At 71.6% G+C, this 25,674-nt stretch carries 22 protein-coding genes and 1 pseudogene; 2 read left to right on the top strand and 21 right to left on the bottom strand.

Annotated elements, in window-relative coordinates:
- Window positions 1-36: 36 nt before the first annotated feature.
- Window positions 37-1,239 carry an aminotransferase class V-fold PLP-dependent enzyme gene (locus O7610_RS01030; protein WP_289212468.1) on the top strand — a complete coding sequence of 401 codons (1,203 nt, stop codon included), beginning with the start codon at window positions 37-39 and terminating at the stop codon, window positions 1,237-1,239.
- Here O7610_RS01030 and O7610_RS01025 read toward each other — a convergent pair.
- The 20 genes from O7610_RS01025 to ftsY form a co-directional block, all read right to left on the bottom strand.
- On the bottom strand, window positions 1,222-1,779 hold the full coding sequence (locus O7610_RS01025) for a M23 family metallopeptidase (RefSeq protein ID WP_281553886.1): 558 nt from the start codon (window positions 1,777-1,779) through the stop codon (window positions 1,222-1,224). The two genes, O7610_RS01030 and O7610_RS01025, sit on opposite strands and share 18 nt — an antisense overlap.
- A gap of 196 nt (window positions 1,780-1,975) precedes the next feature.
- Entirely contained in the window at window positions 1,976-2,299 is a 324-nt protein-coding gene (locus O7610_RS01020) for a DUF2469 domain-containing protein (protein WP_123604412.1), read from the bottom strand.
- Window positions 2,296-3,144: a ribonuclease HII gene (locus O7610_RS01015; protein ID WP_281553885.1), complete on the bottom strand. Its 849-nt coding sequence runs from the start codon at window positions 3,142-3,144 to the stop codon at window positions 2,296-2,298. The genes O7610_RS01020 and O7610_RS01015 overlap by 4 nt, the downstream gene beginning before the upstream one ends.
- On the bottom strand, window positions 3,138-3,638 hold the full coding sequence (locus tag O7610_RS01010) for an NUDIX hydrolase (RefSeq protein ID WP_281553884.1): 501 nt from the start codon (window positions 3,636-3,638) through the stop codon (window positions 3,138-3,140). The genes O7610_RS01015 and O7610_RS01010 overlap by 7 nt, the downstream gene beginning before the upstream one ends.
- A 91-nt stretch (window positions 3,639-3,729) precedes the next feature.
- Entirely contained in the window at window positions 3,730-4,368 is a 639-nt protein-coding gene (lepB, locus tag O7610_RS01005) for a signal peptidase I (RefSeq protein ID WP_281553883.1), read from the bottom strand.
- On the bottom strand, window positions 4,365-5,213 hold the full coding sequence (gene lepB, locus O7610_RS01000; RefSeq protein WP_281553882.1) for a signal peptidase I: 849 nt from the start codon (window positions 5,211-5,213) through the stop codon (window positions 4,365-4,367). Before lepB (O7610_RS01000) ends, lepB (O7610_RS01005) begins: the two co-directional genes overlap by 4 nt.
- A gap of 320 nt (window positions 5,214-5,533) precedes the next feature.
- A complete protein-coding gene (gene rplS, locus O7610_RS00995) occupies window positions 5,534-5,890 on the bottom strand; it encodes a 50S ribosomal protein L19 (RefSeq protein WP_278167775.1) in 357 nt (118 codons plus the stop codon).
- Between the two features lie 171 nt (window positions 5,891-6,061).
- On the bottom strand, window positions 6,062-6,835 hold the full coding sequence (gene trmD / locus O7610_RS00990; protein ID WP_289213548.1) for a tRNA (guanosine(37)-N1)-methyltransferase TrmD: 774 nt from the start codon (window positions 6,833-6,835) through the stop codon (window positions 6,062-6,064).
- Window positions 6,836-6,864: 29 nt separating this feature from the next.
- Window positions 6,865-7,431 carry a ribosome maturation factor RimM gene (gene rimM, locus O7610_RS00985; protein ID WP_289213547.1) on the bottom strand — a complete coding sequence of 189 codons (567 nt, stop codon included), beginning with the start codon at window positions 7,429-7,431 and terminating at the stop codon, window positions 6,865-6,867.
- A gap of 2 nt (window positions 7,432-7,433) precedes the next feature.
- Entirely contained in the window at window positions 7,434-7,694 is a 261-nt protein-coding gene (locus O7610_RS00980; RefSeq protein WP_199757474.1) for an RNA-binding protein, read from the bottom strand.
- Window positions 7,669-8,166: a 30S ribosomal protein S16 gene (rpsP, locus tag O7610_RS00975; RefSeq protein WP_281553881.1), complete on the bottom strand. Its 498-nt coding sequence runs from the start codon at window positions 8,164-8,166 to the stop codon at window positions 7,669-7,671. Before rpsP ends, O7610_RS00980 begins: the two co-directional genes overlap by 26 nt.
- Before the next feature lie 232 nt (window positions 8,167-8,398).
- Window positions 8,399-9,049 carry a ribonuclease FAU-1 family protein gene (locus tag O7610_RS00970; RefSeq protein ID WP_281553880.1) on the bottom strand — a complete coding sequence of 217 codons (651 nt, stop codon included), beginning with the start codon at window positions 9,047-9,049 and terminating at the stop codon, window positions 8,399-8,401.
- A gap of 137 nt (window positions 9,050-9,186) precedes the next feature.
- Window positions 9,187-10,593, bottom strand: coding sequence for a proline--tRNA ligase (gene proS, locus O7610_RS00965; RefSeq protein WP_289212467.1), 1,407 nt, complete (start codon window positions 10,591-10,593; stop codon window positions 9,187-9,189).
- An 81-nt stretch (window positions 10,594-10,674) separates the two neighbouring features.
- Complete coding sequence (locus O7610_RS00960; RefSeq protein ID WP_281553878.1) at window positions 10,675-11,754, bottom strand: amidohydrolase family protein; 1,080 nt, start codon at window positions 11,752-11,754, stop codon at window positions 10,675-10,677.
- A 20-nt stretch (window positions 11,755-11,774) separates the two neighbouring features.
- Window positions 11,775-13,334, bottom strand: coding sequence for a signal recognition particle protein (ffh, locus tag O7610_RS00955; RefSeq protein ID WP_281553877.1), 1,560 nt, complete (start codon window positions 13,332-13,334; stop codon window positions 11,775-11,777).
- 178 nt (window positions 13,335-13,512) lie between these two features.
- Window positions 13,513-15,768 carry a [protein-PII] uridylyltransferase gene (locus tag O7610_RS00950; RefSeq protein WP_281553876.1) on the bottom strand — a complete coding sequence of 752 codons (2,256 nt, stop codon included), beginning with the start codon at window positions 15,766-15,768 and terminating at the stop codon, window positions 13,513-13,515.
- A 34-nt stretch (window positions 15,769-15,802) separates the two neighbouring features.
- Entirely contained in the window at window positions 15,803-16,141 is a 339-nt protein-coding gene (locus tag O7610_RS00945) for a P-II family nitrogen regulator (protein ID WP_199757473.1), read from the bottom strand.
- A 24-nt stretch (window positions 16,142-16,165) separates the two neighbouring features.
- A complete protein-coding gene (locus O7610_RS00940) occupies window positions 16,166-17,419 on the bottom strand; it encodes an ammonium transporter (RefSeq protein ID WP_281553875.1) in 1,254 nt (417 codons plus the stop codon).
- Between the two features lie 357 nt (window positions 17,420-17,776).
- Window positions 17,777-18,607 carry a phosphotransferase gene (locus O7610_RS00935; protein WP_281553874.1) on the bottom strand — a complete coding sequence of 277 codons (831 nt, stop codon included), beginning with the start codon at window positions 18,605-18,607 and terminating at the stop codon, window positions 17,777-17,779.
- A 6-nt stretch (window positions 18,608-18,613) separates the two neighbouring features.
- Window positions 18,614-19,819 carry a signal recognition particle-docking protein FtsY gene (gene ftsY, locus O7610_RS00930; protein WP_281553873.1) on the bottom strand — a complete coding sequence of 402 codons (1,206 nt, stop codon included), beginning with the start codon at window positions 19,817-19,819 and terminating at the stop codon, window positions 18,614-18,616.
- A gap of 321 nt (window positions 19,820-20,140) precedes the next feature.
- Here ftsY and O7610_RS00925 point away from each other — a divergent pair, with 321 nt between their 5' ends.
- On the top strand, window positions 20,141-21,970 hold the full coding sequence (locus tag O7610_RS00925; protein WP_281553872.1) for a DUF7800 domain-containing protein: 1,830 nt from the start codon (window positions 20,141-20,143) through the stop codon (window positions 21,968-21,970).
- Between the two features lie 58 nt (window positions 21,971-22,028).
- Here O7610_RS00925 and smc read toward each other — a convergent pair.
- Window positions 22,029-25,604, bottom strand: a pseudogene (gene smc / locus O7610_RS00920) (chromosome segregation protein SMC); the annotation flags it as partial.
- Between the last annotated feature and the right edge of the window lie 70 nt (window positions 25,605-25,674).

Here is a 25,674-nt window from a genome sequence, read left to right as displayed (position 1 = left end):
CGGACCGGGCCGAGACGGCTCGCCTACGATATGCCGATGAGCGGCGGCCTGGTCCCACCCGAACCGCTACCTGGGGCACGGATGCTGTTCTCCCTCGACCCGGCGGTCACCCACCTCAACCACGGCGCGTTCGGCGCGGTCCCAGTCACGGTGCAGCGGGTGCAGCAGCGGCTACGCGACGAGATGGAGGCCGACCCGCAGCGGTTCTTCACCCAGGGTCTGCTGGACCGGATCGGCCACACCCGCCGCCATCTGGCCGCTTTCCTCGGTGCCGACCCGGAGTGCGCCGCACTGGTCGACAACGTCACCGTCGCCGCCGCGACCGTGCTGCAGACGCTGCGTCTGGGCAGCGGTGACGAGGTGCTGTTGACCGACCACGGGTACGGCGCGGTCGCGCTCTCGGTCGAGCGGGAGTGCCGACGCACTGGCGCGACGGCACGCGTCGTAGCCGTGCCGCTGGGGGCGCCGGCTGAGGAGGTCGTCGAGCGGCTGCGCGCCGCGCTCCGGCCGGGCCAGACCCGGCTGCTGGTGGTCGACCAGGTCACCTCGCCGACCGCACAGGTGTTCCCGGTCGCCGAGCTGGTCCCGGTAGCCCGTGACGCCGGCGTACCGGTCCTGGTCGACGCCGCCCACGTACCGGGGATGCTGGCGGTCGAGGTCGACCGGATCGGCGCCGACTTCTGGGTGGGCAACCTGCACAAGTGGGCGTTCGCGCCGCGCGGCACGGCGCTGTTGGCGGTCGCGCCCCGGTGGCGGGAACGGTTAGAGCCGCTGGGGGTCTCCTGGGAGCAGGAATCCGGGTTCCCGTCGCGGGTGGAGTGGCAGGGCACCCGTGACTACACCGCGTGGCTGGCTGCGCCGGCTGGCCTGTACGCGTTGCGCAGCCTCGGCCTGGACCGGGTCCGGGCGCACAACGCCGCACTGGCCGGTTACGGCCAGCGGACCATCGCCGATGCGCTGGGGGTCCCGCCGCAGCGGCTCCCGGTACCCGATCCGCGCCGGCCAGAGTCGGCCCAGCTGGCCATGCGGCTGGTCCCGCTACCGGCCGGCGCGGCCGACAGCGCTGCCGCAGCGGCCGCGCTGCGTCGTCGGATCGCCGACGAGCTGGCCACCGAGGTGTCGGTCGCCTGGTGGTCCGGTCGGGCGTGGCTGCGAATCTGCGCTCAGGTGTACAACCGGGCAGCAGACTACGACCGGCTCGCGGAACTGCTGCCCACGCTGCTACACCGGGCCGGCTGACCCGAGCGGCAGCAGGCGGACACGTCCGTTGCCGAGCAACAGCAACGGGTCAAGGTAGCTGCCGTCCGTCAGCCGCAGGCCCCAGTGCAGGCACGCGTCGGCAGGACAACCCGGATGGCCTTCGGTAACGGTGCCGATCGGACGACCGGCGCTGACCGCGGTGCCGACGGCGAGCCAGCCGTCCACGGGTTCGTAGGTGGTCCTGAACCCACCCGGGTGACTGATGCTCACCACGCCCCGGTCGACGATCCGACCGGAGTAGCTGACCGTGCCGGCTCCAGCGGTGTACACGGTGGCGCCGACGTCGGCGGTGAGATCGACGCCCCGGTGTCCGCGCCCCCACGGCACCGGGGGCGGGTCGAACCGGCGGCTCAGCGTGACGGCCCCGGCCAGTGGCGGATGGAAACGCGGGTCTGCAGCTGGGCGCGCGGACCCGGTCGGTGGTGGTCCGGCAGCGGCGACCAACGCCGTGGCGGGGACCGCGGGCGCAGTGCTGAACAGGATCGTCGCTACCAGCATCGGCAGGAGCAGTATTCTCATGCCGACAACCTGGCACCCGACCGGGGCAGGGCCTCGACGAGCGGACGACAGACTGTGGATACTGACTCAACTGTGGAGAACGGAACCTCGTCGCAGCCGATCTGCTAAGGACCGGCCGGCCGATGTGTCGAGTCTCGGTCGCCGACGGTGCCCGTCGATACCCGGTTCCCGGACGACCTGGTGACGCCCATTGAAGTCAGCCGCTGAATCCGGAATCTGCCGGTAGTGAGATTTCCGGCTTGTCCAACTCTTCCACATTTACATCCTTGAACGTCATTACTCTGACGTTCTTCACGAAACGGGCAGGACGGTACATGTCCCACACCCAGGCATCGTGCATCTCGACCTCGAAGTACACCTCGCCGTCAGAATTGCGCACGTGCAGGTCGACCTGGTTCGCCAGGTAGAAGCGACGCTCGGTCTCGACGACGTACGAAAACTGGCGGACGATGTCGCGGTACTCCCGGTAGAGCTGCAGCTCCATCTCTGTCTCGTACTTCTCGAGATCCTCGGCGCTCATCGCCATCCGCCTTCCATGACCACATCTTCCCCCAGTAGCGCCGGTTGGCGAAGCTGCTCGTCCAACGCCACGCCGACGGTACCCCGTACGGGGTCCGGACGCCCCATCGGCTCACGGATGCCGATACCGGCCGAGTCGGTTCCATCGGCCCGGTCAGCTTCGGCGGCCGGTCGGCGGGAGCGGGGCGGGCTCGCGGACCGGCCGGAGGCAGCCGCTACGTTGACGTACGAGAACCGGTGCTCGGCACACGGCCCCTGCCGACTCAGCGCGGCCTGATGCTCGGCGGTGGCATAGCCCTTGTGCTCGGCGAAACCGTAACCCGGGAACCGCCCGTCGAGCTCGACCATCAGCCGGTCCCGAGTGACCTTCGCGAGCACGCTGGCCGCCGCCACGCAAGCCGCCACCCGGTCACCCTTCCACACCGCGAGCCCGGGCGCTCCGAGCCCGTCGACGCCGAACCCGTCGGTCAACACGTACTCGGGTGCGGGACTGAGCCCGGCCAGCGCCCGGCGCATCGCGGCGAGATTGCACACGTGCAGGCCCCGACGGTCGATCTCGTCCGCTGGAACCACCACGATCCGGTGGGCGAGTGCCCGGTCACGGACCGAGGCGTAGACCCGCTCCCGCGCCCCCGGGGTGAGCAGCTTCGAATCGGCCAGCCCGTCGATCTCACCCCGCCGGCCCGGCGCGAGCACCACCGCAGCCGCCACCAGCGGCCCGGCACACGCACCCCGACCGGCCTCGTCGGCGCCGGCGACCTGGGCGAATCCGCGTCGGCGCAGGGCCTGCTCCAACGCGTAGAGCCCGGCCTCACGGCGCACCACGGTACGCGGTGGAGTCAGCACGGTTCGGCCTCTCCCGTCAGCCGGCGCAGCAGGGTCGGCAGCTCAGGCGGATAGACCCGTTCCGGGGTGGCCGCGAGCTCGCCGATCGGCCACCACCGGTGAGCGTCGATCGTACGGCGTTCGATGGCGTCGAACCCGCTCGTGTCGACCTGCCAGTTGGGCACCCGCAGCAGGAAGAAGTGCTGTTCCTGGCGGTACCACCGTCCGTCGAACGGGAACTCGACGGTTTCCTGCCAGACCGGCGTGCCCAACTCGGTCGGTGTCACCCGCAGCCCGGTCTCCTCGGCCAACTCGCGGACCGCGCCGTCGGCCGGGGTCTCGCCGGGCTCCAGTCCACCGCCGGGGGTGAACCAGTACCGGTGCCCGGGACGGGCCGGGTCGTACCCGCGGAGCAGCAGCACCCGACCCGCCGAGTCGACGAGCAGGACCCGGGCCGCGTGCCGGTTGCACGCCGGCTTTGGCGCTCGGTCCACCGTCAGCTCCGCGTCGGTCACCCGACCAGAGTAGGAGAACAAGCCGACCGGCACGACACGTGGGCCGCTGCCACCGCCGACCGCACCGTCCGGGACGGCGTGACGTGACCGGTCACGGTCCCGAACTCGGCACGGTCTCGAACGGCTCCGGCACGGTGAGCCAGGTGGCCCGGTCCAGTGGCCAGAAGACGGTGAACGCCCGGCCGACCACGGAGTCCTCGGTGATGGTCGCGTAGTCGATGTCGCCGCTGCGGTCCCAGTGCTCCAGCGAGTCACCCGATGCCGAGCGATGGTCACCCATCACCCAGAGCCGTCCTTCCGGCACGGTGATGTCGAACGGACCGACCGCTGCGGGATCGCTGATCCCGCCCTCGGAGTAGATGTACGGCTCGTCCAGCGGCTGGCCGTTGATGATCAACCGTTCCTCGGCGTCACAGCACTCGACCCGGTCTCCGCCGACCCCGATGACCCGCTTGATGAAGTCCTCACCGTCCGGGTTGCTGCTCCACTCCGGTGGGGCCCGGAACACGACGATCTCGCCGCGTTCGGGCGACCGGAAGTGGTAGACGACCTTGTTGACCAGCACCCGGTCGTTGATGTCGAGGGTGTGCTCCATCGACGGCGACGGGATGTAGAAGGTCTGCAGGACGAACGCCCGGACCAGGACCGCGACGAGGACCGCCACACCCAACAGGATCGGTAGTTCACGCCAGAAGGAACTGGGCTTCTTCTCGGTCTGCTCGTCGATCACAACCGGAGCCTACGACGTCTGGCTGAGAACAGCGGCACGGAGCGCGAAGCGAAAAGTAGCGGAATCATCACTGGCAGCACAACCACCAGGTCACCGGAGGTCTCCGGAACGTCCCCCGGCTGATCGACCGCCGCCGGAGTCGGAGCCGTCGGCGGCAGGCTGTCGAAGGTGTCCGGCACGGACAGGCCGTCCCAGCGATCCTGGGGCCAGACGATCACGAAGGCCCGGCCGATGACGTTCTCGATCGGCACCGAGCCCTGACAGCGGGAGTCCTGTGAGACCAGTCGGTGGTCACCCATCACGAACAGGTGTCCAGGCTCGACCACGACCTCAGCGAACTGCCGGGACCGGCACTCACCTGGGCTCGGTGGGACGTCCAGCGGCGAGTCCTCCAGGACGTAGCCGGCCTCGTCCAACGGCTGGTCGTTGACGGTCAGCCGGCCCTGGTCGTCACAGCAGCGAATCCGGTCGCCCGGTACGCCGATGACCCGCTTGATGAAGTCCTTCTCACCGGGCCGGCCAACCCCGACCAGATCACCAACGGTGCGGCCGAGTTTGGCGACGAAACCGAGGTCGGGGTCGTCGGTGTGCTCCGGTGCCCAGTCGTTGGTGCCCCGAAAGACGACGACCTCGCCGCGCACCGGATCCCGGACGTCGTAAACGACCTTGTTGACCAGCACCCGGTCACCGACCAGCAGTGTGTCCTCCATGGAGCCGGACGGGATGAAGAACGCCTGCAGCAGGAAGGAGCGGATCAGCACCGCCAGGCAGAAGGCCACCACCAGCAGCAGCGGCAACTCCTGCCACAGCGGCATCTGCCGACGCCTGCGCTGCACCATCTGCATGCCGGACTGGCCCGACCGACGCGGGCGCGCTACCGCCCGGCCGTCCCGACGGTTGCGCTGCGACCGCGCCCCCGACGAGGCACGCCGCTGCCACTGATCCTGGTCTCCTTGTGGATACACGCTACGCATCTCCCCGGTCCCGAGACACGGCGCTACCGCCCACGGCGCCTCTCGTCAGGCGCCACGAGCGGTAGCACAGTTGACTCCCGCCGCCACGACGGATGCCGCGGATGTAGCGCTCCCCATCGGTCACTACCGCAAGGGTAGTTGGCGAAAGCTCCCAGCGGCAGTCCTGAGATCGGGAACCGGGATCAGCGGGCTCAGCTGACCTGCTTCTCCCGCTTTTCCTTGATCTTGGCGGCCTTGCCACGGAGTTCCCGCAGGTAGTACAGCTTGGCGCGACGGACGTCACCACGGGTCACCATCTCGATCCGGTCGATGGCCGGGCTGTTGACCGGGTAGGTCCGCTCGACTCCGACACCGAAACTGACCTTGCGGACGGTGAAGGTCTCCCGCAGGCCGGCACCCTGCCTGCGGATCACCACGCCCTGGAAGACCTGCACCCGGGAACGGTTACCTTCGACGACCCGGGCGTGCACCTTGAGCGTGTCACCGGCGCGGAAGTCCGGAAGGTCGGTCCGCTGCGACTGGGCGTCGAGAGCGTCCAGCGTGTTCATCGCTGCATCCTTGGGCTACTCAAGGCGCACCGTCTCGCGGTGCGCGGATGGATGATTCTGATCCCGGGCCGGAACGCTCGACGCCTCAGCATTCGATGCCGCAACGTTCGACGCCTTCCCGCTGGCGGGATCCTCGCAGCCGGACACGCATGCCCGTCTGCGGCAACCCCACTACTCTGCCACATCACCGGCCGGCAGTTGAAATCCGGCCGCAACCAGCAGCGCAATGTCTCTTTTGTCAAGTTTTCCGGCCGGCAGTCCGGCGAGCAGATCCGGCCGACGCGATACGGTACGGAGCAGCGCCTGGTCTCGCCGCCACCGGGCGATCCGGCCGTGATCGCCCGATCGTAGTACCTCCGGCACCTCGCGTCCCCGCCACTGCGGCGGCTTGGTGTAGACCGGCCCCTCCAGCAACCCGTCCGAGTGGGACTCCTCGACGAGCGATCCGGCGTTGCCGAGCACTCCGGGAATCAACCGGGTCACCGCCTCCAGGATGGCCAGCACGGCGACCTCACCGCCGAAGATGACGAAATCGCCGAGGGACACCTCGGTCACCGGCAGCGCTCCCGCCGCCTCGTCGATCACCCGCTGGTCGATCCCCTCGTAGCGGCCACAGGCGAAGATCAGTCGAGGCTCGGCGGCCAACCGCTGCGCCATCGCCTGGTCGAACCGCTCCCCCACCGGGGTCGGCACCACCAGCCGCGCGGGCGGCCGTCCGGCAGCAGCCAGCTCGTCCAGCGCCGCGCCCCACGGCTCCGGGCGCATCACCATCCCGGCACCACCGCCGTACGGGGTGTCGTCCACCGTCCGATGCACGTCGTGCGTCCAGCGGCGCAGGTCGTGCACCTCGACGCTGAGCAGGCCGGCTCGGCGTGCCCGGCCGATCAGCGACAGGTCCAGCGGCGCCAGGTAGTCCGGAAAGATCGTGACGACGTCCACCTGCAGCGCCACCGCGCCGGATGGCATCGGAGCGCTCACAGGTCGAGCAGGCCGGGTGGGGCGTCGACGACCACCCGCCCACCGGCGAGATCCACTTCCGGCACGATCGTCCGGACGAACGGCACCAGGGCGGACCCGCCGCCGGGCCGGCGGAGCACCAGCAGATCGGATGCGGGCGCGTGGTCGATCCGGGCCACCTCGCCGAGGACCTCGCCGGACGACGTGACCGCCGTCAGGCCGACCAGCTGGTGATCGTGGTACTCGTCCGGATCCTCCGGGGTGGCGATGTCGCTGCTGTCCACGCAGAGCAGTACGCCCCGCAACGCCTCGGCGAGGTCGCGGTCGACAACCCCGGCGAACTGCACCAACGGTCGGCCCTGATGCCAGCGGACCGTCTCGATGGTCAACCGGTCAGGGACGCGGACCAGGGTCGCGCCGGGCGGTGGCGGCTGCTGCGGTTCGCGGACGGCCGGCACCGCCGCCGGATCGGTGATCAACACCGATCCGGCGGCGAACCGGATCTCCGGTTCGTCGGTCCGGACCTCGACCGTGACCTCGCCACGGATTCCGTGTGGTCGGCCGATCCGACCGACGATCAACAGCATCAGTACGAGTCGACGATGTCGACCCGCACGCCACGCCCGCCGATCGACCCGATCACCTGACGCAGCGCCTTGGCGGTGCGCCCGCCGCGGCCGATCACGGTGCCGAGGTCCTCCGGATGCACCCGTACCTCCAGGCGCTTGCCCCGGCGCGAGTCGACCAGCCGGACCCGTACGTCGTCGGGGTGGGTGACGATCCCCTTGACCAGGTGCTCCAGCGCGGGCCGGAGGACCATGTCAGGCCTGCTCGCCGGAGCCGGCACCGGTGGGCTCCTCGGTCTTGGCCGGCGCTTCGGCAGCCGCCGGCTCGGACTTCGCTTCGGCCTTCGGCTCGGACTTCGCTTCGGCCTTCTTCTCGGCCTTCTTCGCCGGCTTGGTCGGCGTGTCCGCGACGCCTGCGGCGGCCTTGGCCTCCGCCTCGTACGCCGCCTTGCGGTCGGCCCGCTCGGGTGCCACCAGCAGCGGCGCCGGGGCGGGCAGGCCCTTGAACTTCTGCCAGTCGCCGGTCTTTTCCAGCAGACGCTGGACGGCTTCGCTCGGCTGAGCGCCGACCGAGAGCCAATACTGGACACGGTCCGAGGTCACCTCGATGACCGACGGGTCTTCCTTCGGGTGGTAGATCCCGACGAACTCGATCGCCCGCCCGTCGCGCTTGGTACGCGAGTCGGCGACGACGATGCGGTACTGCGGGTTGCGGATCTTGCCCATCCGCAGAAGCCGGATCTTTACGGCCACGGTTTGTTCGCTCCTGTTGCGATCTTCACCGGCCCCCGAGGGCGGTGCGCGGGTGAACGCCGACCGGCACAGTGGGGTTGGGCCAGAGGCAGCTCGGGTGGACTGGCGACGTGCCCGGGTAGAGGGCGCCGAACACGTACCGGATACCAACACACTATTCTGCCAGACCCGCGGCGTACCGCCACACCCGGTGGCCCCGGTGGGTCGCCGGTCAGCCCGAGGTGCCCGGCGGTCAGCCGGCTGCCGGCGGGCGGTCCCAGCCGGGCGGCAGCTCGGCCGGAGGCGCCCAGGCCGGGTCCGGCCGGAAGTCGCACCAGGTCCCGTCGAACGGAAAGTCACCCGACTCGGCGATCTTGATCACCCGCCGCCCCTCGGCCCGTACCGCCGCCTCGTCACGCACCCAGTAGTGCTCCGGGAAGGCGAGCCGCTCGGCGAACTCCTCCTCGTCCTTCCAGACCCAGCTGCGGTCCGGGCGGACCACCACGTCCAGGTCCTGGTCGATTACGTCCACTCCGGCGAGGTCGCCGTCGGCCCAGCGCACACCGGGCTCTTCGAGGTTGACGTACCAGTTGAGGAAGTTCCCGGCGTCGTCGCGGAACCACCACACCGAGTGGGCGGCCCCGGCGGGCAGGAACTTCAGCACCGGGGGGCCGAGCCAGCGGCCGTGCTTGATCCGGTACGACCGGGTGATCCACTCGGTGAACGGCATCGCCCGCATGCCACGGCCGTCGTCGGCCACCTCGTTGACCACTGGCGAGCCCCGGTCGACCCAGACCAGCAGACCCCGCTCGTCGTCGACGACGACCCGGGCCGGACGGACCCAGCCGAGACGCCCGCGCCGCACATTCCGATGCATGATCAACTGACCGGGCTGAAACCGCATGTTCATCTCCCTCGCTCACCATGCCCAACGACAGCGACACCGTCCACGAACGGCCCGCCGGCGGGCCCGCACGAACGACCCGACAGCGGCGCCGCCCGCGAACGGGCGGCGCCGCTCACCGACGGCAGGGCAGGGCGTCAGTACGAGCGGGCCAGCACCGCGACCAGGTCGGGCTCGTCGTCGGAGTCGGGCACCGAGCCGTCCGGACGCAGCAGGCAGCGTACGGTGACGCCCTGCGCGTTGACCTCGGCCTCACCTGCCGGACCGACCACCGACCACGGCACCCGGGCCCATCCGGTCGCCGCAGCGGCGACGGCGTCGGCGAGGGTGCCGACCTCGATGGTACGCGTCTGACGCAGCGTCAGCGCCTGGTCGTAGAGCCGCTGCTGGTCGGCGTCGAGGGCGTTGCGGACCGCGCCGACCACGTCGGCGACCGGTACCGGGGTCTTCGACCCGTCGGTACGCCGGACCAGCACCGCATTGCCGGCGGCCAGGTCGCGCGGGCCGACCTCGACGCGTACCGGATATCCCTTGAGCTCGGCGTCGACGGCCCGGCGGCCGAACGGCGTGTCCACCCGGTCGTCCAGGCCGACCCGTACCCCGGCGTCGCGCAACGCGTCGCGCAGCTTGGCCGCCGCCTCGGCGACCCCGTCGCCGGCCTTGACCACCATGACGTACGCCTGGACCGGGGCCAGCCGTGGCGGCACCCGCAGCCCGTTGTCGTCGCCGTGCACCATGATCAGCCCGCCGAGCATCCGGGTCGAGACCCCCCAGGAGGTGGTCCAGGCGTGCTCGACCGCCCGCTCCGCGGAGGTGTAGGTGATGTCGAACGCGCGGGCGAAGTTCTGCCCGAGCTCGTGCGAGGTGCCCAGTTGCAGCGCCTTGCCGTCGGCCATCATCCCTTCGAGGGTGTACGTGCTGGTGGCTCCGGCGAAGCGCTCCCGGGCGGTCTTACGCCCGACCAGCACCGGGATGCCGAGCACGTTGACCATGAAGTCTTCGTAGACCTCGTGCAGGATTCGTCGGGCGTACGCCCGTGCGTCGGCTTCGTCGGCGTGCGCGGTGTGCCCCTCCTGCCAGAGGAACTCGCTGGTCCGCAGGAACACCCGGGGGCGCAGCTCCCAGCGCACCACGTTGGCCCACTGGTTGAGCAGCAGCGGCAGGTCCCGGTAGGAGTCGACCCACTTGGCCATGAACTCGCCGATCACCGTCTCGCTGGTCGGCCGGACCACCACCGGCTCGGCGAGCTGCTTGCCGCCACCGTGGGTGACCACCGCCAGCTCCGGGGAGAAGCCTTCGACGTGCTCGGCCTCGCGGCGCAGATAGCTCTCCGGGATGAACAGCGGGAAGTACGCGTTCTCCGCGCCGGCCGCTTTGATCCGGTTGTCCATCTCGGACTGCATCCGCTCCCAGATGGCGTACCCGGCCGGCCGGATCACCATGGTGCCGCGCACCGGTCCGTTGTCGGCGAGCTGCGCCTTGGCGATCAGATCCTGGTACCAGCGGGGGAAGTCCTCCGCACGAGGTGTGAGCACGCGGGCCATGACCGGACATCCTATGCGCCGCCGGTGGCGGCTGCGCGACGCACCCGCCGCAGCCGGCTCAGGGCCGCCCCGGCCACCGGGTCAGCGCAGCACCCGCCCGCGCAGGATGATCCGCTCGGGTGCGCGGACCACCCGCAGGTCGGCCCGCGGGTCCGCCGGGTACACAACCAGGTCGGCGAGCCCTCCCTCGACCAGGCCAGGGAAGCCGAGCCAGTCCCGGGCACCCCAGGAGGCGGCGGCCAGCACCGCCTCGGCCGGCATGCCCGCCTCAGTGTGCAGGGTCAGCATCTCGTCGGCGGCCCGGCCATGGGCGATGCCGCCACCGGCGTCGGTGCCGACGAAGACCGGCACGCCGGCTTCGTGCGCGGCGCGTACCACCTCGGGGAACCTGTCCCGCAGGCTGATCATGTGGGCGGCGTACCGGGGGAACTTCTCCCGGGCCCGGTCGGCGATCCCGCCGAACGTCGCGATGTTGATCATCGTCGGGATCAGCGCAGTCCGGTGCCGGGCCATCTCGTCGATCAGGTCAGGGCTCAGCCCGGTGCCGTGCTCGACCGAGTCGACCCCGGCCCGGACCAGGATCCGTACCGCCTCCTCGTCGAAGGTGTGCGCGGCGACCCTGGCACCGGCCCGGTGCGCGGTGGCGATGGCGTCGGTCATCGCCTCCGCCGACCAGGCCGGGGCGAGGTCCCCCGCGGACCGCTCGATCCAGTCGCCGACCAGCTTGACCCAGCCGTTGCCCGCCTTGGCCTGCTCGGCCACCGTGTCGGACAGCCGCTCCGCCGGCACCTCGACGCCGATGTCGCGCAGGTAGCGCCGGGGCGGTGCAACGTGCCGGCCGGCGCGGGCCAGCCGGGGCAGGTCCGGTTCGTCGTCGAGTTGCGGGTACGGGTACGGCGACCCGGCGTCGCGCAGCGCCAGCACACCGGCGTCCCGGTCGACGCCGGCCAACCGGCGGGCGTCGTCGAGCGAGCCGATCGGCGTCCCGCCCCGGGCGATGCCGATGTGGCAGTGCGCGTCGACCAGCCCGGGCAGGATGAAGCCGCCGTCGACCACGGTGGTCGCGCCGGGCACCGGGTGCAGCGTCACCCGGTCGCCGACCAGCCACAGGTCCCGGGTTCGGTCCTCGGGCAGCACGACCCCGCGGACGTGCAGCGGCACGGGTGCGGGGTCGACGGCGCTCAGCCCTTCTCCCGCTTGTTCAACTTGTTGAAGTCGATCTTGGGGAGCTTGAAGCCGGGCGGCAGACCGTCGCCGCCGCCCAGCGCGTTCGGGTCGAGGCCGGGTGGCAGCTGCGGCATGCCGCCCGGGAAGCCGGCCGGCACCCCGCCGCCGCCCCGCTGCCGGGCACCGCCGCCCCGGTTGCCGCCCTTGTTCCCCTTGCGCTTGTTCTTCGGCGACTTGGTCGCCTTGCGCCGCCCGCCACCGGGCAGACCCATCATCCCGCCCATCTGCTTCATCATCTTCTGCGCCTCGGCGAAGCGGTTGAGCAGCTGGTTGACGTCCATCACGGTGACCCCGGAGCCGTTGGCGATCCGGGCCCGGCGCGAACCGTTGATGATCTTCGGGTTGGTCCGCTCGCCCGGGGTCATCGAGCGGATGATCGCGGTGGCCTTGTCGAAGTGCTTGTCGTCGACCTCGGCCAACTGGTCCTTCATCTGCCCCATCCCGGGCATCATGGCCAGCACGTTGGCGATCGGCCCCATCCGGCGCACCGCGATGAGCTGGTCGAGGAAGTCCTCCAGGGTGAACTGCTCGCCGCCCATCAACTTGGCGGTCATCTTCTCCTTCTGATCGGCGTCGAAGGCCTGCTCGGCCTGCTCGATCAGAGTGAGCATGTCGCCCATGCCGAGGATCCGGCTGGCCATCCGGTCCGGGTGGAAGACGTCGAAGTCGGACAGCTTCTCACCGGTGGAGGCGAACAGGATCGGTTCGCCGGTGACCTGCCGGACGGACAGCGCCGCACCGCCGCGCGCGTCGCCGTCGAGCTTGGACAGCACCACGCCGGTGATGCCGACGCCGTCGCGGAACGCCTCGGCGGTGCGGACCGCGTCCTGCCCGACCATCGCGTCGATGACGAAGATGACCTCGTCCGGGTCGACCGCGTCGCGGATCGCGGCGGCCTGGGCCATCATCTCGGCGTCGATGCCGAGCCGACCGGCGGTGTCGACGATGACGACGTCGCGCGCCGACCGGCGGGCATGCTCGATCGACGCCTTCGCGACGGCCACCGGGTCGCCGACCCCGTTGCCGGGCTCCGGGGCGAACACCTCGACCCCGGCCCGCCCGCCGAGGACCTGCAGCTGACCGACCGCATTCGGGCGTTGCAGGTCGGCGGCGACCAGCAGCGGCTGGTGCCCCTGCGCCTTGAGCCAGTTGGACAGTTTGCCGGCGAGGGTGGTCTTGCCGGAACCCTGCAGCCCGGCCAGCATGATCACCGTCGGCGGCTGCTTGGCGAACCGGAGCCGGCGCTGCTCGCCGCCAAGGACCCCGACCAGCTCCTCGTGCACGATCTTGATGACCTGCTGGGCCGGGTTGAGCGCCTGGGAGACCTCGGAGCCACGGGCACGCTCCTTGACCCGGCCGATGAACGCCTTCACCACCGGCAGCGCGACGTCCGCCTCCAGCAGCGCCAGCCGGATCTCCCGGGCGGTCGCGTCGATGTCGGCGTCGGTGAGCCGACCCTTGCCCCGGAGCTTGCCGAAGATCCCGGACAGTCGATCACTCAAAGTGTCAAACACGACGCAACATCCTGTATGTCGATCCGGCAGGGCAACTCACGGCGGCGTCGGAACGCGACTCCGCCCGACCTGGCAAGCCTAGCCGCCGCCCGCTCCGCCCGCTCCTGCCACTCCAGCGCCTGCGGCCGCCGCCCGCTTCCGCCACTCCGGCATCCGGCTCCGCCGCTGCGCCGCCCGGTCATCCGGCGGCGGCCAGCACCGCGGCTTCCAGGCGGGCCCGCTCGGCGTCGTCCGGGCCGGCACCCACCAGGTAGAAGGCGTCGACCACGTCACCGCCCAGGGTGGAGATCCGGGCCGCCCGCACCTGGGCGCCGGCCTCGTCGAGTGCGCTGGTCACCCGGTAGAGCAGACCGGCCGAGTCGGCCGCCCGTAGCTCCAGCACCACCGCGTCGGTGGCGGCCTCCCGGTGCCACACCACCCGAGGGTCGGCTCCGGCCCGCCGGGCGGCGAGTGCCCGACCCCGCAGCCGCTGGGTGACCGACACGTCACCGGCGACCGCCCGCCGCAGGTCGGCGGCGAGCGCGATGGTGTCCGGCGGGGTGCCGTACCGGGGCTGGACCCGGAACTCGACCAGCGCCCGCCCGTCGACCGTGGAGGCGTCCGCGGTCAGCACGTCCAGCCGGTGCAGGGCCAGGCAGCCGGCGACCGCGGCGAGCAGGCCGTGCCGGTCCGCAGCGGCCACCGCGACCCGGTCGTCACCGTCGATGTGTACGGCCGGCAGTGGACCCGCCACCAGCGCCGGATCGGGTCGCGGCGGCTGGGGCAGCACCCCGGTGTCCAGCGCGGTGTGCACTCGGCGGACCAGTTCGGCGATCAGCCGCCCCTTCCAGTCCGACCAGGCCGCCGGGCCGGTCGCCAGGGCGTCGGCGCGGGCCAGACCGTGCAGCAGACCGAGCGTGGTGGTGTCGCCCACCGCAGCGGCGACCTGGGAGATCGTCACCGGGTCGCTGAGGTCACGCCGGGTGGCCACCTCTGGCAGCAGCAGATGGAGCCGGACCAGTTTGTCGATCATGTTGACGTCGGCCGGGGGCAGCCCGATCCGGGCGGCGATCCGCGTCGCCACCGGCGCGCCGACCGTACTGTGGTCGCCGGGCAGCCCCTTGCCCACGTCGTGCAGGAACGCACCGAGCAGCAGCAGGTCGGGCCGGTCCACCTCGCGGGTGAACGCGGTCGCCTCCTGTGCCGCCTGGACCAGGTGCCGGTCCAGGGTGAACCGGTGCACCGGGTTGTGCTGCGGCAGGCTGCGCATCCGGGGCCACTCCGGCAGCCAGCCGTCAACCAGCCCGTACCGGTCGCAGGTCTCCCAGGTGGGCACCAGACCGGGACCGGCGCCGAGCAGGGTGATCAGCGCGGCCCGGGCAGCATCCGGCCACGGCGCGGGCAGCGGCGGACAGTACGCGGCGAGCCACTCGCAGGTCGCCCGGGCGATCGGCAGCCGGCTGGTGGCGGCGGCCGCGGCGACCCGCAGCGACAGGCTGGGGTCCGGGCGGGCCCCGATCGCGGTCCGGGCGAGGACCAGCTCACCGTCGTGCTCGACCACGTCGCGGGCCACCGGCCGGCGCACCGGCGGACCGCCGCCGCGCCGACGGCCCGAGCGCAGCCGGTCGGCGCTGCGCCAGGCGTCGTCGAGGGCGTGGGTGATGGTGCGCGCGTCCGAGGCGACCCGGCGCAGCAGGGTGTCCGGGTCGTCCAGGTCGAGCAGGCCGGCGACGGTGGCGCGTTCCTGGGCCACCAGCCGGTCCACCCGCCGGCCGACAGCGACGTGCAGCGCGTCGCGGGTGTCCAGCAGCCGCAGATGGGCCGCGCGGGCGGCCGGACGCATGCTGTCGGCGATGCCGGCCAGGGCGATCCCGCGCAGGATCCCGACGTCGCGCAGCCCGCCGGCGGCCTCCTTCAGATCGCCTTCCAGCAGGAAGGCCAACTCGCCGTGGGTCCGCCAACGGGCCTCGGTGACCTCACGCAGCGCCGGCAGTTGGCGGACGGCGGTGCGCCGCCACTGGTCGGTCGCGGCGGCCTGCAGCTCGGCGGTGAGTTCCCGGTCGCCGGCGACGTGCCGGGCGTCGAGCAGGCCGAGCGCGACCTTGACATCGTCGTGGGCGACGGACAGCGCCTCCGGCAGGGTACGCACCGAGTGGTCCAGCCCGAGGCGGGCGTCCCAGACCGGGTACCAGAGGCGGGCGGCGATCTCGTCCATCCCGGCGACGCCGCGGTGCATCAGCACGAGATCGAGATCGCTGTACGGCGAGCACTGCAGCCGGCCGAGTCCGCCGACCGCCACCAGGGCGATACCGGTCAGCCCGGCCGGCATCAGCGAGGTCAGCCAGACATCGAGTGCCGCCGCCCGGTCCACGCGGGCGGCGGCACCGATGCCGTCGGACAGCGACGGGCCGGGGCCGGCCGCAGGACGCTGCCGGACCCCGACTCCGTCGGTCATGTGTTCTCCCTACCGGTTGGGTGGGCTCGCCGACTCAGAGCGCGTCGAGACCACGCTCGCCGGTGCGGACCCGGATGACGTCCTCAACGGCCGTCACCCAGACCTTCCCGTCGCCGATCTTTCCGGTGCGGGCCGCCGTGACGACCGCGTCGACGACCTTCTCGACGTCGATCTCGTCGGTCAGCACCTCGATCCGGATCTTCGGCAGGAACTCGACGGTGTACTCGGCACCCCGGTACACCTCGGTGTGGCCCTTCTGGCGTCCGTACCCCTGGACCTCGCTCACGGTCAGGCCGGCGACGCCGAGGGCGTGCAGGGCCTCCTTGACCGCGTCGAGCTGGTACGGCTTGATGACCGCGGTCACCAGCTTCATGTCTAACCCCTCCATCAGGGAACGTTAACCGGCGACCTTCTCGCTGACCGGTGCGGACTCGCCCGAACCGGCGGGCGCCTTCCCGATGCCGGCGGCGGCGAAGCCGCCACCCGAGGCGCTACCGAACTCGTAGGCACTCTCCGCGTGCTCGGCGGTGTCGATGCCCTCGACCTCGGCGTCGGCGCTGGCCCGGAAGCCGATGGTCTTGTCGATCGCGAAGCCGATGATGTAGGCGACGACGAATGAGTAGACCAGCACCGCGACCACACCGAGCGCCTGCAGACCGAGCAGGTCGATGCCACCGCCGTAGATGAGTCCGGCGTTGCCCTCTCCGGCCAGCACCTCGACGGCCAGGAAGCCGATCAGCAGCGAGCCGATGATGCCGCCGATCATGTGCACGGCGACCACGTCAAGCGAGTCGTCGTACCCGAGCTTGTACTTGAGGCCGACCGCCAGGGCGCAGACCACACCGGCGATGATGCCGAGCGCGATCGCCCCGAGCGGCTCCAGGAAGGCACAGGCCGGGGTGATGGCGACCAGACCGGCGATGGCACCGGAGGCGGCGCCGAGGGTGGTCGGCTTGCCGTCGCGGAACCACTCGACGACGATCCAGCCCAGCACGGCGGCCGCGGTGGCCACCTGGGTGTTGATGAAGGCGACCGCGGCGGCACCGTCGGCGGCGACCGCCGAGCCGGCGTTGAAGCCGAACCAGCCGAACCACAGCAGGCCGGCGCCGAGCAGGACCATCGGCAGGTTGTGCGGCTTGAACTTGTCCTTCGGCCAGCCGACCCGCTTGCCGAGCACCAGGGCCAGCGCGAGTGCCGCAGCACCGGCGTTGATGTGCACCGCGGTACCACCGGCGAAGTCGAGGACGCCGAGCTCGAAGATCCAGCCACCGCCCCACACCCAGTGCGCGACCGGGAAGTAGACCAGGGTGGCCCACAGGCCGGCGAAGAGCAGCCAGGCGCCGAACTTCGCCCGGTCCGCGATCGCACCGCTGATCAGTGCGACGGTGATGATCGCGAACATCATCTGGAAGACGGCGAACAGCAGGTCCGGGATGCCGCCCTCGGAGCCCGACTCGAGCATGCCGCGCAGGCCGGCCATGGAGAGGTCACCGGTGACGCCGCCGACGTCCTCACCGAAGGCGATGCTGTAGCCGTAGAAGACCCACAGCAGGCTGACCAGGCCGATCGCGCCGAAGCTCATCATCATCATGTTGAGCACGGACTTGGACCGCGTCATGCCACCATAGAACAGCGCCAATCCGGGCGTCATGAGCAACACCAGGGCGGCTGAAGTCAAAATCCAGGCGGTGGCACCAGAATCTAGTTCCGGCACGCTGCCTCCTCTCAGTTGGAAACATAACCGGCTCCAAGAGGCAGCATCGCCCGCTCGCCGGTTGCGCGAAGCTTGCTGGGCAGCTGTTTCACGCAGGGTGCCCGTGCCGTTTCCAACACGTGACGGGTTGTTTCCAACATGTGAAGAACACTTCACTATCGCCAGATCAGGCAGGGTCATATCAACCGAATAGCCACCGCCTACTGTCCGGAAGGCGACAGAACTCGTCACCCGTACCCGGACCGCTGCCGCCCCGGGCCGCGACCGGTCAGCGCAACTGGTACTCGCCGCCCGTCAGCGCAGCGCGTACTCCAAGATGTGCCGTTCGTAGTCAAGCAGCCGCAGATCCCGCATCGGCCGACGAAGATGACCTTTGTGCACGATCCGAACAAACGCCGGATCTCCGGCGGCGGCCATCCGACGAATTCCCTCCACGTGGTCGACGACCCGCTTGCGGATGGTCCGGACCAGCCGGTGCCGGTCGCGGGGGATCAGCCCGTACGCGTCGGCGAACAGCCGCAGCCTGCGCGGCCGGTCCGGGTGCCGCCAACCCAGCGTGTAGGAGTCCCGGTCGGAGAAGAGCGGCACCCAGGTCCACGCGGCGTACGCGACGTCGTAGATCCGCGCCCCCGGCGACGCCAGGTCGAAGTCGATCAGGGCGAGAGTACCGTCCGGACGCCAGATCACGTTGTGCGGGGCCGCGTCGTGGTGGCAGATCACCTCGGTGTCCGGCGGCGGCGGGCCGAACGAACGCCAGACCGCGCTACGCGGCGGATTGAACCCGTACTGGGCGTCGTGGAACATCCGCAACATCGTCGCGACGGTGACCAGCGCCTCGTCGCTGACCCAGTGCGGCGCCAGCGGATACTCGCCGCACTCCCCCTCGACGTAGGAGAGGACCTCACGGTTGCGTTCGTCCATGCCGAGGACCCGGGGCGAGCCGGTGAACCCGACGTACTCCAGATGCCGCAGCAGCGCGTGCACCGAGGGCGTCCACGGGCCGACGTTGCGCCGGACGGTGTCTCCGACCCGCACCACGGTGCTGACGTTGCCGCCACGCAGTGGGATCTCCTGCTGGGTCACGTACGGTCTCCCGAGACGTGGCTCCTGATTGCGGTACGTCACCCGAGGCTACGCATCCATTCCACGTGGATCGGCGCCCATCAGGGCGTCGACGAACTGCGCCGGATCGAACGGGGCGAGGTCGTCCGGACCTTCGCCGAGACCGACCAGTTTGACCGGAATGCCAAGTTTGCGCTGCACCGCGATGACGATACCGCCCTTGGCGGTGCCGTCGAGTTTGGTCAGCACCACCCCGGTCACCTCCACCGCCTCAGTGAACACCCGGGCCTGCTCCAACCCATTCTGCCCGGTGGTGGCATCCAGCACGAGCAGTGTCTCGTGCACCGGACCATGCTTGCTCACCACCCGCTTGACCTTGCCGAGCTCGTCCATCAGGCCGATCTTGTTCTGCAACCGGCCGGCGGTGTCGATCAGCACCGCGTCGACCTTGGTGTCGATGCCCCGCTTCACCGCGTCGAAGGCGACGCTGGCCGGGTCCGCACCCTCCGGGCCGCGGACCACCTCGGCGCCGACCCGAGAGGCCCAGGTGGTCAACTGGTCGGCGGCGGCGGCGCGGAACGTGTCGGCGGCGCCCAGCAGCACGGTACGGCCATCGGCGACCAGCACCCGGGCGATCTTGCCGCAGGTGGTGGTCTTGCCTGCCCCGTTGACCCCGACGACCAGCATCACGCTCGGCTCGCCGCCCGTGTTCAACGCCCGGTCGAGCTGCGGGTCCAGCGCGGCGACCAGCTCCTCGGTGAGCAGCGTACGCAGTTCGGTGGCACTGCGGGTGCCGAGGACCCGGGTACGCTCCCGCAGCCGGTCGACGATCTCCCGGGTCGGCTCGATGCCGACGTCCGCGGTGATCAGGCTCTCCTCGATCTCCTCCCAGACCTCCTCGTCCAGCCGGTCCCGGGAGAGCAGGTTCAGCAGTCCCTTGCCGAGCAGGCCCTGCGACCGGGACAGCCGGGTCCGCAGCCGGACCAGCCGCCCGGCCGTGGGCTCCGGACGTTCCAGGGTCGGTGGCGCCGGCGCCACCGGCTCCGCAGGCGCCTGCTCCGGTTCGGCCGGTGGCGCGACCGGACGTTCCTCGACGGCGACGCCGGCCGGACGCTCGCCGTCGGCTGGTGGGCGCTCCTGCGGCTGCTCGCCGCCGAGCGGGGTCGGCGGTGCCGGCGGCAGCGGAGGCTGCCGGCGCATCCGGGGCACCACCAGCCCGAGACCGGCGAGCAGCAGCACACCGAGCAGGATCGCGGCGAGGACGAGGTAATCCATGCGGAAATCCTGACAGATGGCCGCGACCGAGTCCCGCCCACCGCACCCATCGGTGACACCCACCCCCCGGTACAGTGTCGCCGGCCGGCGACCACACCCCCCGGGAACAGTGTCGCCGGCCGGCGACCACACCCCCCGGGAACAGTGTCGCCGGCCGGCGACCACACCCCCCCGGGAACAGTGTCGCCGGCCGGCGACCACACCCCAGGTACCGGTCAGGGAACTGGGTGACGGGCCTGCATGCGGGGTAGAAAAGAGGCCGTCCCGCGTCCCTCGCGAAAGGTCGACCATGTCTGCACACCAGTTCGGCAGGGACCACCGGTGACCGACGGCACAACCGCCGGTGGACCGGACCCGCAGCTCCGACCGGCGGCCGGCCCCCGGCTACTGATCGGGCCGTTGCTGCGGCGGGTGGTCGGCGGGCAGGCCACCGTCTGGGTGGAGACCGACGCCCCGGCCACGGTACGGGTCGCGACGACGGGCACGGCGGGCGGCTCGGCCCGCACCTTCAGCGCGTTCGGGCACCACTACGCGCTCGTGGTGGTCAACGGGCTGGCCCCCGGCTCCAGCCACCGCTACGAGGTCTTCCTCGACGACCGGCGGGTCTGGCCGGAGGCGGACTCGCCGTACCCGGGCAGTGTGATCCGGACCCGGCGGGCCGACGACGACGCCCAGCCGGTGCGGCTGATCTTCGGATCCTGCCGGGAGACCACCCAGCACTCCACCGCCCGACGGTTGCCGCCGGACGCGCTCGACGCGTACGCCCGGCGGCTGGCCGGCCTGGACCCGGCCGGCGACGACTGGCCCGACCTGCTGCTCCTGCTCGGCGATCAGGTGTACGCCGACGAGACGTCGCCGGTGATCCGACGGTTCCTGCGGCGGCGGCGCCGACATCGCGGGCTACCGCCCGGTGCCCCAGCCGATCAGGTGGTCAGCTTCCCCGAGTACACCCGGCTGTACCTGGAGTCGTGGCGGGACCCGGAGATCCGCTGGTTGCTGTCGACCGTCCCGAGCGTGATGATCTTCGACGACCACGAGGTGATCGACGACTGGAACACCTCGGCCGCCTGGCGGGCACGGATGCGCGGCGAGCCCTGGTGGCCGGAGCGGATCAGCCGCGGACTCGCCTCCTACTGGGTCTACCAGCACCTGGGCAACCTGGCCCCGGACGAGGTCGCCGCCGACCCGGTGTTCCGGGCGGTCACCGCCGCCGACGACGCCACCGATGTGCTGCGCGAATTCGGCGCCCGGGTGGACGCCGAGGCGGACGTCGCGCACGACCCGCAGCGCTGGTCGCAGGTGCAGTACCAGTGGAGCTTCTCGCTGGACGTCGGCCGGACCCGGGTGATCGTGCTGGACAACCGGTGCAGCCGGGTACTGCGGCCGGGGGCACGCAGCATGTTGCCGGCCGGTGAGTGGGCCTGGTTCACCGACCGGGCCCACGGCCGCTACGACCATCTGGTGGTCGGCGCGTCGCTGCCCTGGCTGATGCCGCCCGGCATCCACCACCTCGAGTCGTGGAACGAACGGCTGGCCGAGTCGCCCCGGCGGTGGGTCGCGGCTGCGTCGGAGTGGCTGCGCCAGGCCCTGGACCTGGAGCACTGGGCCGCGTTCCGGCGCTCCTTCGACGACCTCGGGCAACTGTTCGCCCGGATCGGCGCGGGGCCGTCTGCCGCCGACAGGACGCAACCGGACCGGATCGGCACCGGGCCGGGCCATCCGCCACCGGCCTCGATCAGCATGCTCTCCGGCGACGTGCACCACTCGTACGTGGCGCGGGCCGTGCTGCCTGGGCGGGTTCGCACCCCGGTGCACCAGCTCACCTGCTCACCGATCCACAACCAGGTGCCGGCGCTGATGCGGCCGTTGATGCGGTTGGGCTGGTGGCGGGGGCCGACGGCGGCGCTGCGGGCGCTGGCCCGCACCGCCGGACTGCCAAGGCCATCGGTGCGCTGGCGCAAGCTGGACGGCCCATACTTCGGCAACGCGGTCAGCACGCTGCTGCACGACGGCGCGACGGCCGAGGTGACGCTGGAGGGCACGACAACCGACGGCGCGTTGCGTGAGGTGGCCCGCCGCCGGCTCACCGATTCGGCGGCGGCGCAGCCGACGCCGCAGCCTCCTCAGCAGGCTGCGGGGCTTGCGCAGTAGGCGCGCTCGGCTCCGACGCGCTCGGCTCCGGCGACTCCGGCCCGGTCAGCGCCGCTGACTCGTCAGCCGACTTGAGCCGTTGGCTAATCACCTGGGTGACGCCGTTGCGCATGGTGACCCCGTACAACGCGTCGGCGACCTCCATGGTCCGCTTCTGGTGGGTGATGATGATCAGCTGGCTGCGGTCCCGCAGCTGGGCCATCAGGGTGATCAACCGGCCGAGGTTGACGTCGTCCAGCGCCGCCTCCACCTCGTCCATGATGTAGAACGGGCTGGGCCGGGCCCGGAAGATGGCCACCAGCATGGCGACGGCGGTCAGCGACCGCTCCCCGCCGGACAGCAGCGACAGCCGCTTGATCTTCTTGCCTGGTGGCCGGGCCTCCACCTCCACCCCGGTGGTCAGCAGGTCGTCCGGGTCGGTGAGCACCAGCCGCCCCTCGCCACCCGGGAACAGCACGGTGAACACCTGCTCGAACTCGCGGGCCGTGTCGGCGTATGCGCTGGAGAAGACCTCGAGGATCCGGTCGTCCACGTCCGCGACGACGGTGAGCAGGTCCTTGCGGGTCGCCTTCAGGTCCTCCAACTGGTCGGAGAGGAACTTGTACCGCTCCTCCAGCGCGGCGAACTCCTCCAACGCCAGCGGGTTGACCTTGCCGAGCAGGGCCAGCTCCCGTTCGGCCTTCGCCGACCGCTTCTCCTGGGTGGCCCGGTCGAACGGCACCGGGGTGGGCTCCGGTTTGCCGTCGGCGGCGGCCGCCGCCAGCTGGGCCTGGGTGGGCGGCACCGGCTGGTGCGGGCCGTACTCGACGAGCAGGGTCTCCACGTCCAGCGAGAAGTCCTCGGCCGCCTTCGCCTCCAGCTGCTCGATACGCAGCCGCTGCTCGGCGCGGGCCACCTCGTCGCGGTGCACGGCGCTGGTCAGCCGCTCCAGCTCGGCCCCGAGCCGCTTTGCCGCGCCGCGTACCTCCTGCAGCTCGGCCTCCCGCGCGGCGCGGGCGCTGGCGATCTCGTCCCGGGCGGCGGCCGCGTCGACCATCGAGTCGGCCAGCTGGGTCAGCGCGAAGCGAGCGCCGGCGGTGACCGCGCGGGCGATCTGCGCGCCCCGGGCCCGGGCGGCCCGGCGGGCGGCGGCGCGTTCCCGCGCGGCCCGCTCGGCCGCCGCCTGCCGCAACAGTGAGTCCGCCCGGCCGGCGATCGACGACACCCGCTCCTCTGCGGTACGGACGGCGAGTCGGACCTCCATCTCGTTCTGCCGGGCACCGGGCAGCATCGCGGCGAGTTCGTCCCGTTCGGCGGTCGACGGCTCCTCGTCGATCGGGGTCGCCTCGGCCAGCCGGAGCCGCTCCTCCAGCTCCTCCAGCGTGGCCAGGTCTCGGTCCCGGGACTCGGCGGCCTTGTCCCGGGAGGCCCCGAGCCGCTCCGCCTCGGCCCGTGCCGACCTGGCCGCAGCGCCGAGCTCGGCGAGCCGGCGGGCGGCGGCGTTACGCTGCCCCTCCGCCTGTCGACGCTCGGCGGCGGCCTGCGCGACCTGCTCCTTGAGGCCGGCCGCCGCCTCCCGAGCGGTGTCGAGCTGCCCGCGCAGTTCGGCGACGGTGGCTTCGGCGGTGAGCCGGTTACTGCGGGCCTCCTCGACCGCCGCCTGCACCTCGATGAAGCTGGGGGCCTTGGCGGACCCGCCGGCGGCAGCGTAGGCGCCGACGATGTCGCCGTCCGGGGTGACCGCCCGCAGCTGCGGATGGTCGGCGACGGCTGCGGTGGCCGCCGCGAGGTCGCCGACCAGGATCACGTCCCGCAGCGCCCGGTGCAGCGCCGGGCGGAGCTCATCGGGGCAGCTGACCGCGTCCGGCGCCCAGGTCGCCCCGGGTGGCATGACCGGCCGCAGGGTGTCCGGCGAGCCGATCATTCCCGGCCCGGCGGGTCCGGCGACCAGCAGGCTGGCCCGGCCGGAATCCTGGATCTTGAGCAGCCGCATCGCCTCGGCCGCCTCGTCAATGCCGGTGACCGCCACCGCGTCGGCGAGACCACCCAGCGCGGCGGCCAGCGCCGCCTCGTGTCCAGGCGCGACGGTGAGCAGGCCGGCCAGGCTGCCCAGTAGCCCGGGAACCTGGTCGGCCCGGGCCAGCAGCGCCCCGGCGCCGTCGCCCCGGCGCAGCCCCATCGCCAGCGCGTCCTCCCGCGCCTGCCAGGTGGCGGCCTCCTTCTCGGCCCGGCGCTCGGCGTCGGACAGCTGCCGTACCTGCGCGGCGGCGGCGTCATGCGCGGTGACCGCCTCGGCGTGCCGGGCGTCCAGGTCGGCGTTGTCCCGGTCGGCCTCGGTGGAGAGTTCGGCGGCCGCATCAAGCTCCTGCTGGGCCCGGTCGGCGCGGGCCTGCGCGTCGGCGTGCGCGGCGGTGAGCCGGGAGATCTCGTCGGCGGCGCTGGAGGTGCGGGCGCGTGCCGAGTTGACCTGGCCGGTCAGCCGGGCCAGCCCTTCCCGCCGGTCGGCGATCGCCTTGGCGGCCGCGACCAGCGCCCGCTCGGCCTGGGCCAGCTGCGCCTCCAGCTGCTGGCGGCCCTCCACCGCCTCGGCGAGGCGGATCTGGTCCTCGGTCAGTGCGGCCCGCAGCTCCTCCTCCTGCTCGCGGACCCGGTGCGCCTCGTCGGTGAGCTGGTCCGGGTCACGCCCGGGTCGTTCGTCGTCGGGCACGCCGGACAGGTGCCGCAGCCGTTCACCGGCTAGCTGCTCGGTCGACCGGAAGCGTTCCTGCAGGGCGGCGAGCTTGTACCAGGTGTCCTGGGCGGCGGCGAGCAGCGGCGCGTCCTCGGCCAGCGCCGACTCCAGCTCGGCCAGCCGGGACTGCACCTCGGCGTGTTCGGACTCCACCTCGGTACGGCGCTGCCGCAGTGCCGTCTCGTCGGCGATCTCCTTGTCGAGGGTGGTCCGCAGGGTGGTCAGGTCGTCGGCGAGCAGCCGCAGCCGGGCGTCGCGCAGATCGGCCTGGATGCCGGCGGCCCGGCGGGCCACCTCGGCCTGCCGGCCCAGCGGTTTGAGCTGGCGGCGCAGTTCGCCGGTCAGGTCGGTCAGCCGGTCCAGGTTGGTCTGCATCGCGGTCAGCTTGCGCAGCGCCTTTTCCTTGCGCTTGCGGTGCTTCAGCACACCTGCGGCCTCTTCGATGAAGGCCCGCCGGTCCTCCGGCTTGGCGTGCAGTACGGCGTCGAGCTGGCCCTGGCCGACGATGACGTGCATCTCCCGGCCGATGCCGGAGTCGGAGAGCAGTTCCTGGATGTCGAGCAGCCGGCAGTGGTTGCCGTTGATCTCGTACTCACTCTCGCCGGAGCGGAACATCCGGCGGGTGATCGACACCTCGGTGTACTCGATCGGCAACGCACCGTCGGTGTTGTCGATGGTCAACGTGACCTCGGCCCGGCCCAGCGGGGCCCGGCCGGCGGTGCCGGCGAAGATGACGTCCTCCATCTTGCCGCCCCGCAGCGCCTTCGCGCCCTGCTCGCCGAGGACCCAGGCGATGGCGTCGACGACGTTGGACTTGCCGGAGCCGTTCGGGCCGACCACGCAGGTGATCCCGGGCTCCAGCTTCAGGGTGGTGGCGGAGGCGAAGGACTTGAAGCCCTTCACCGTCAGACTCTTGAGATGCACGGTCCGATTCCTCGTCCGACGGGTCGCCGTGCGGCCGTCAGTGCTGGTCAGTACCGCACAGGCTAACCCG

It is taken from the genome of Solwaraspora sp. WMMA2065 (genome assembly GCF_030345075.1).
Classification (GTDB): Bacteria; Actinomycetota; Actinomycetes; order Mycobacteriales; family Micromonosporaceae; genus Micromonospora_E.
The sequence above is the reverse complement of the archived record's forward strand: the minus strand, read 5'-3'. Positions and strand labels throughout refer to the sequence as shown.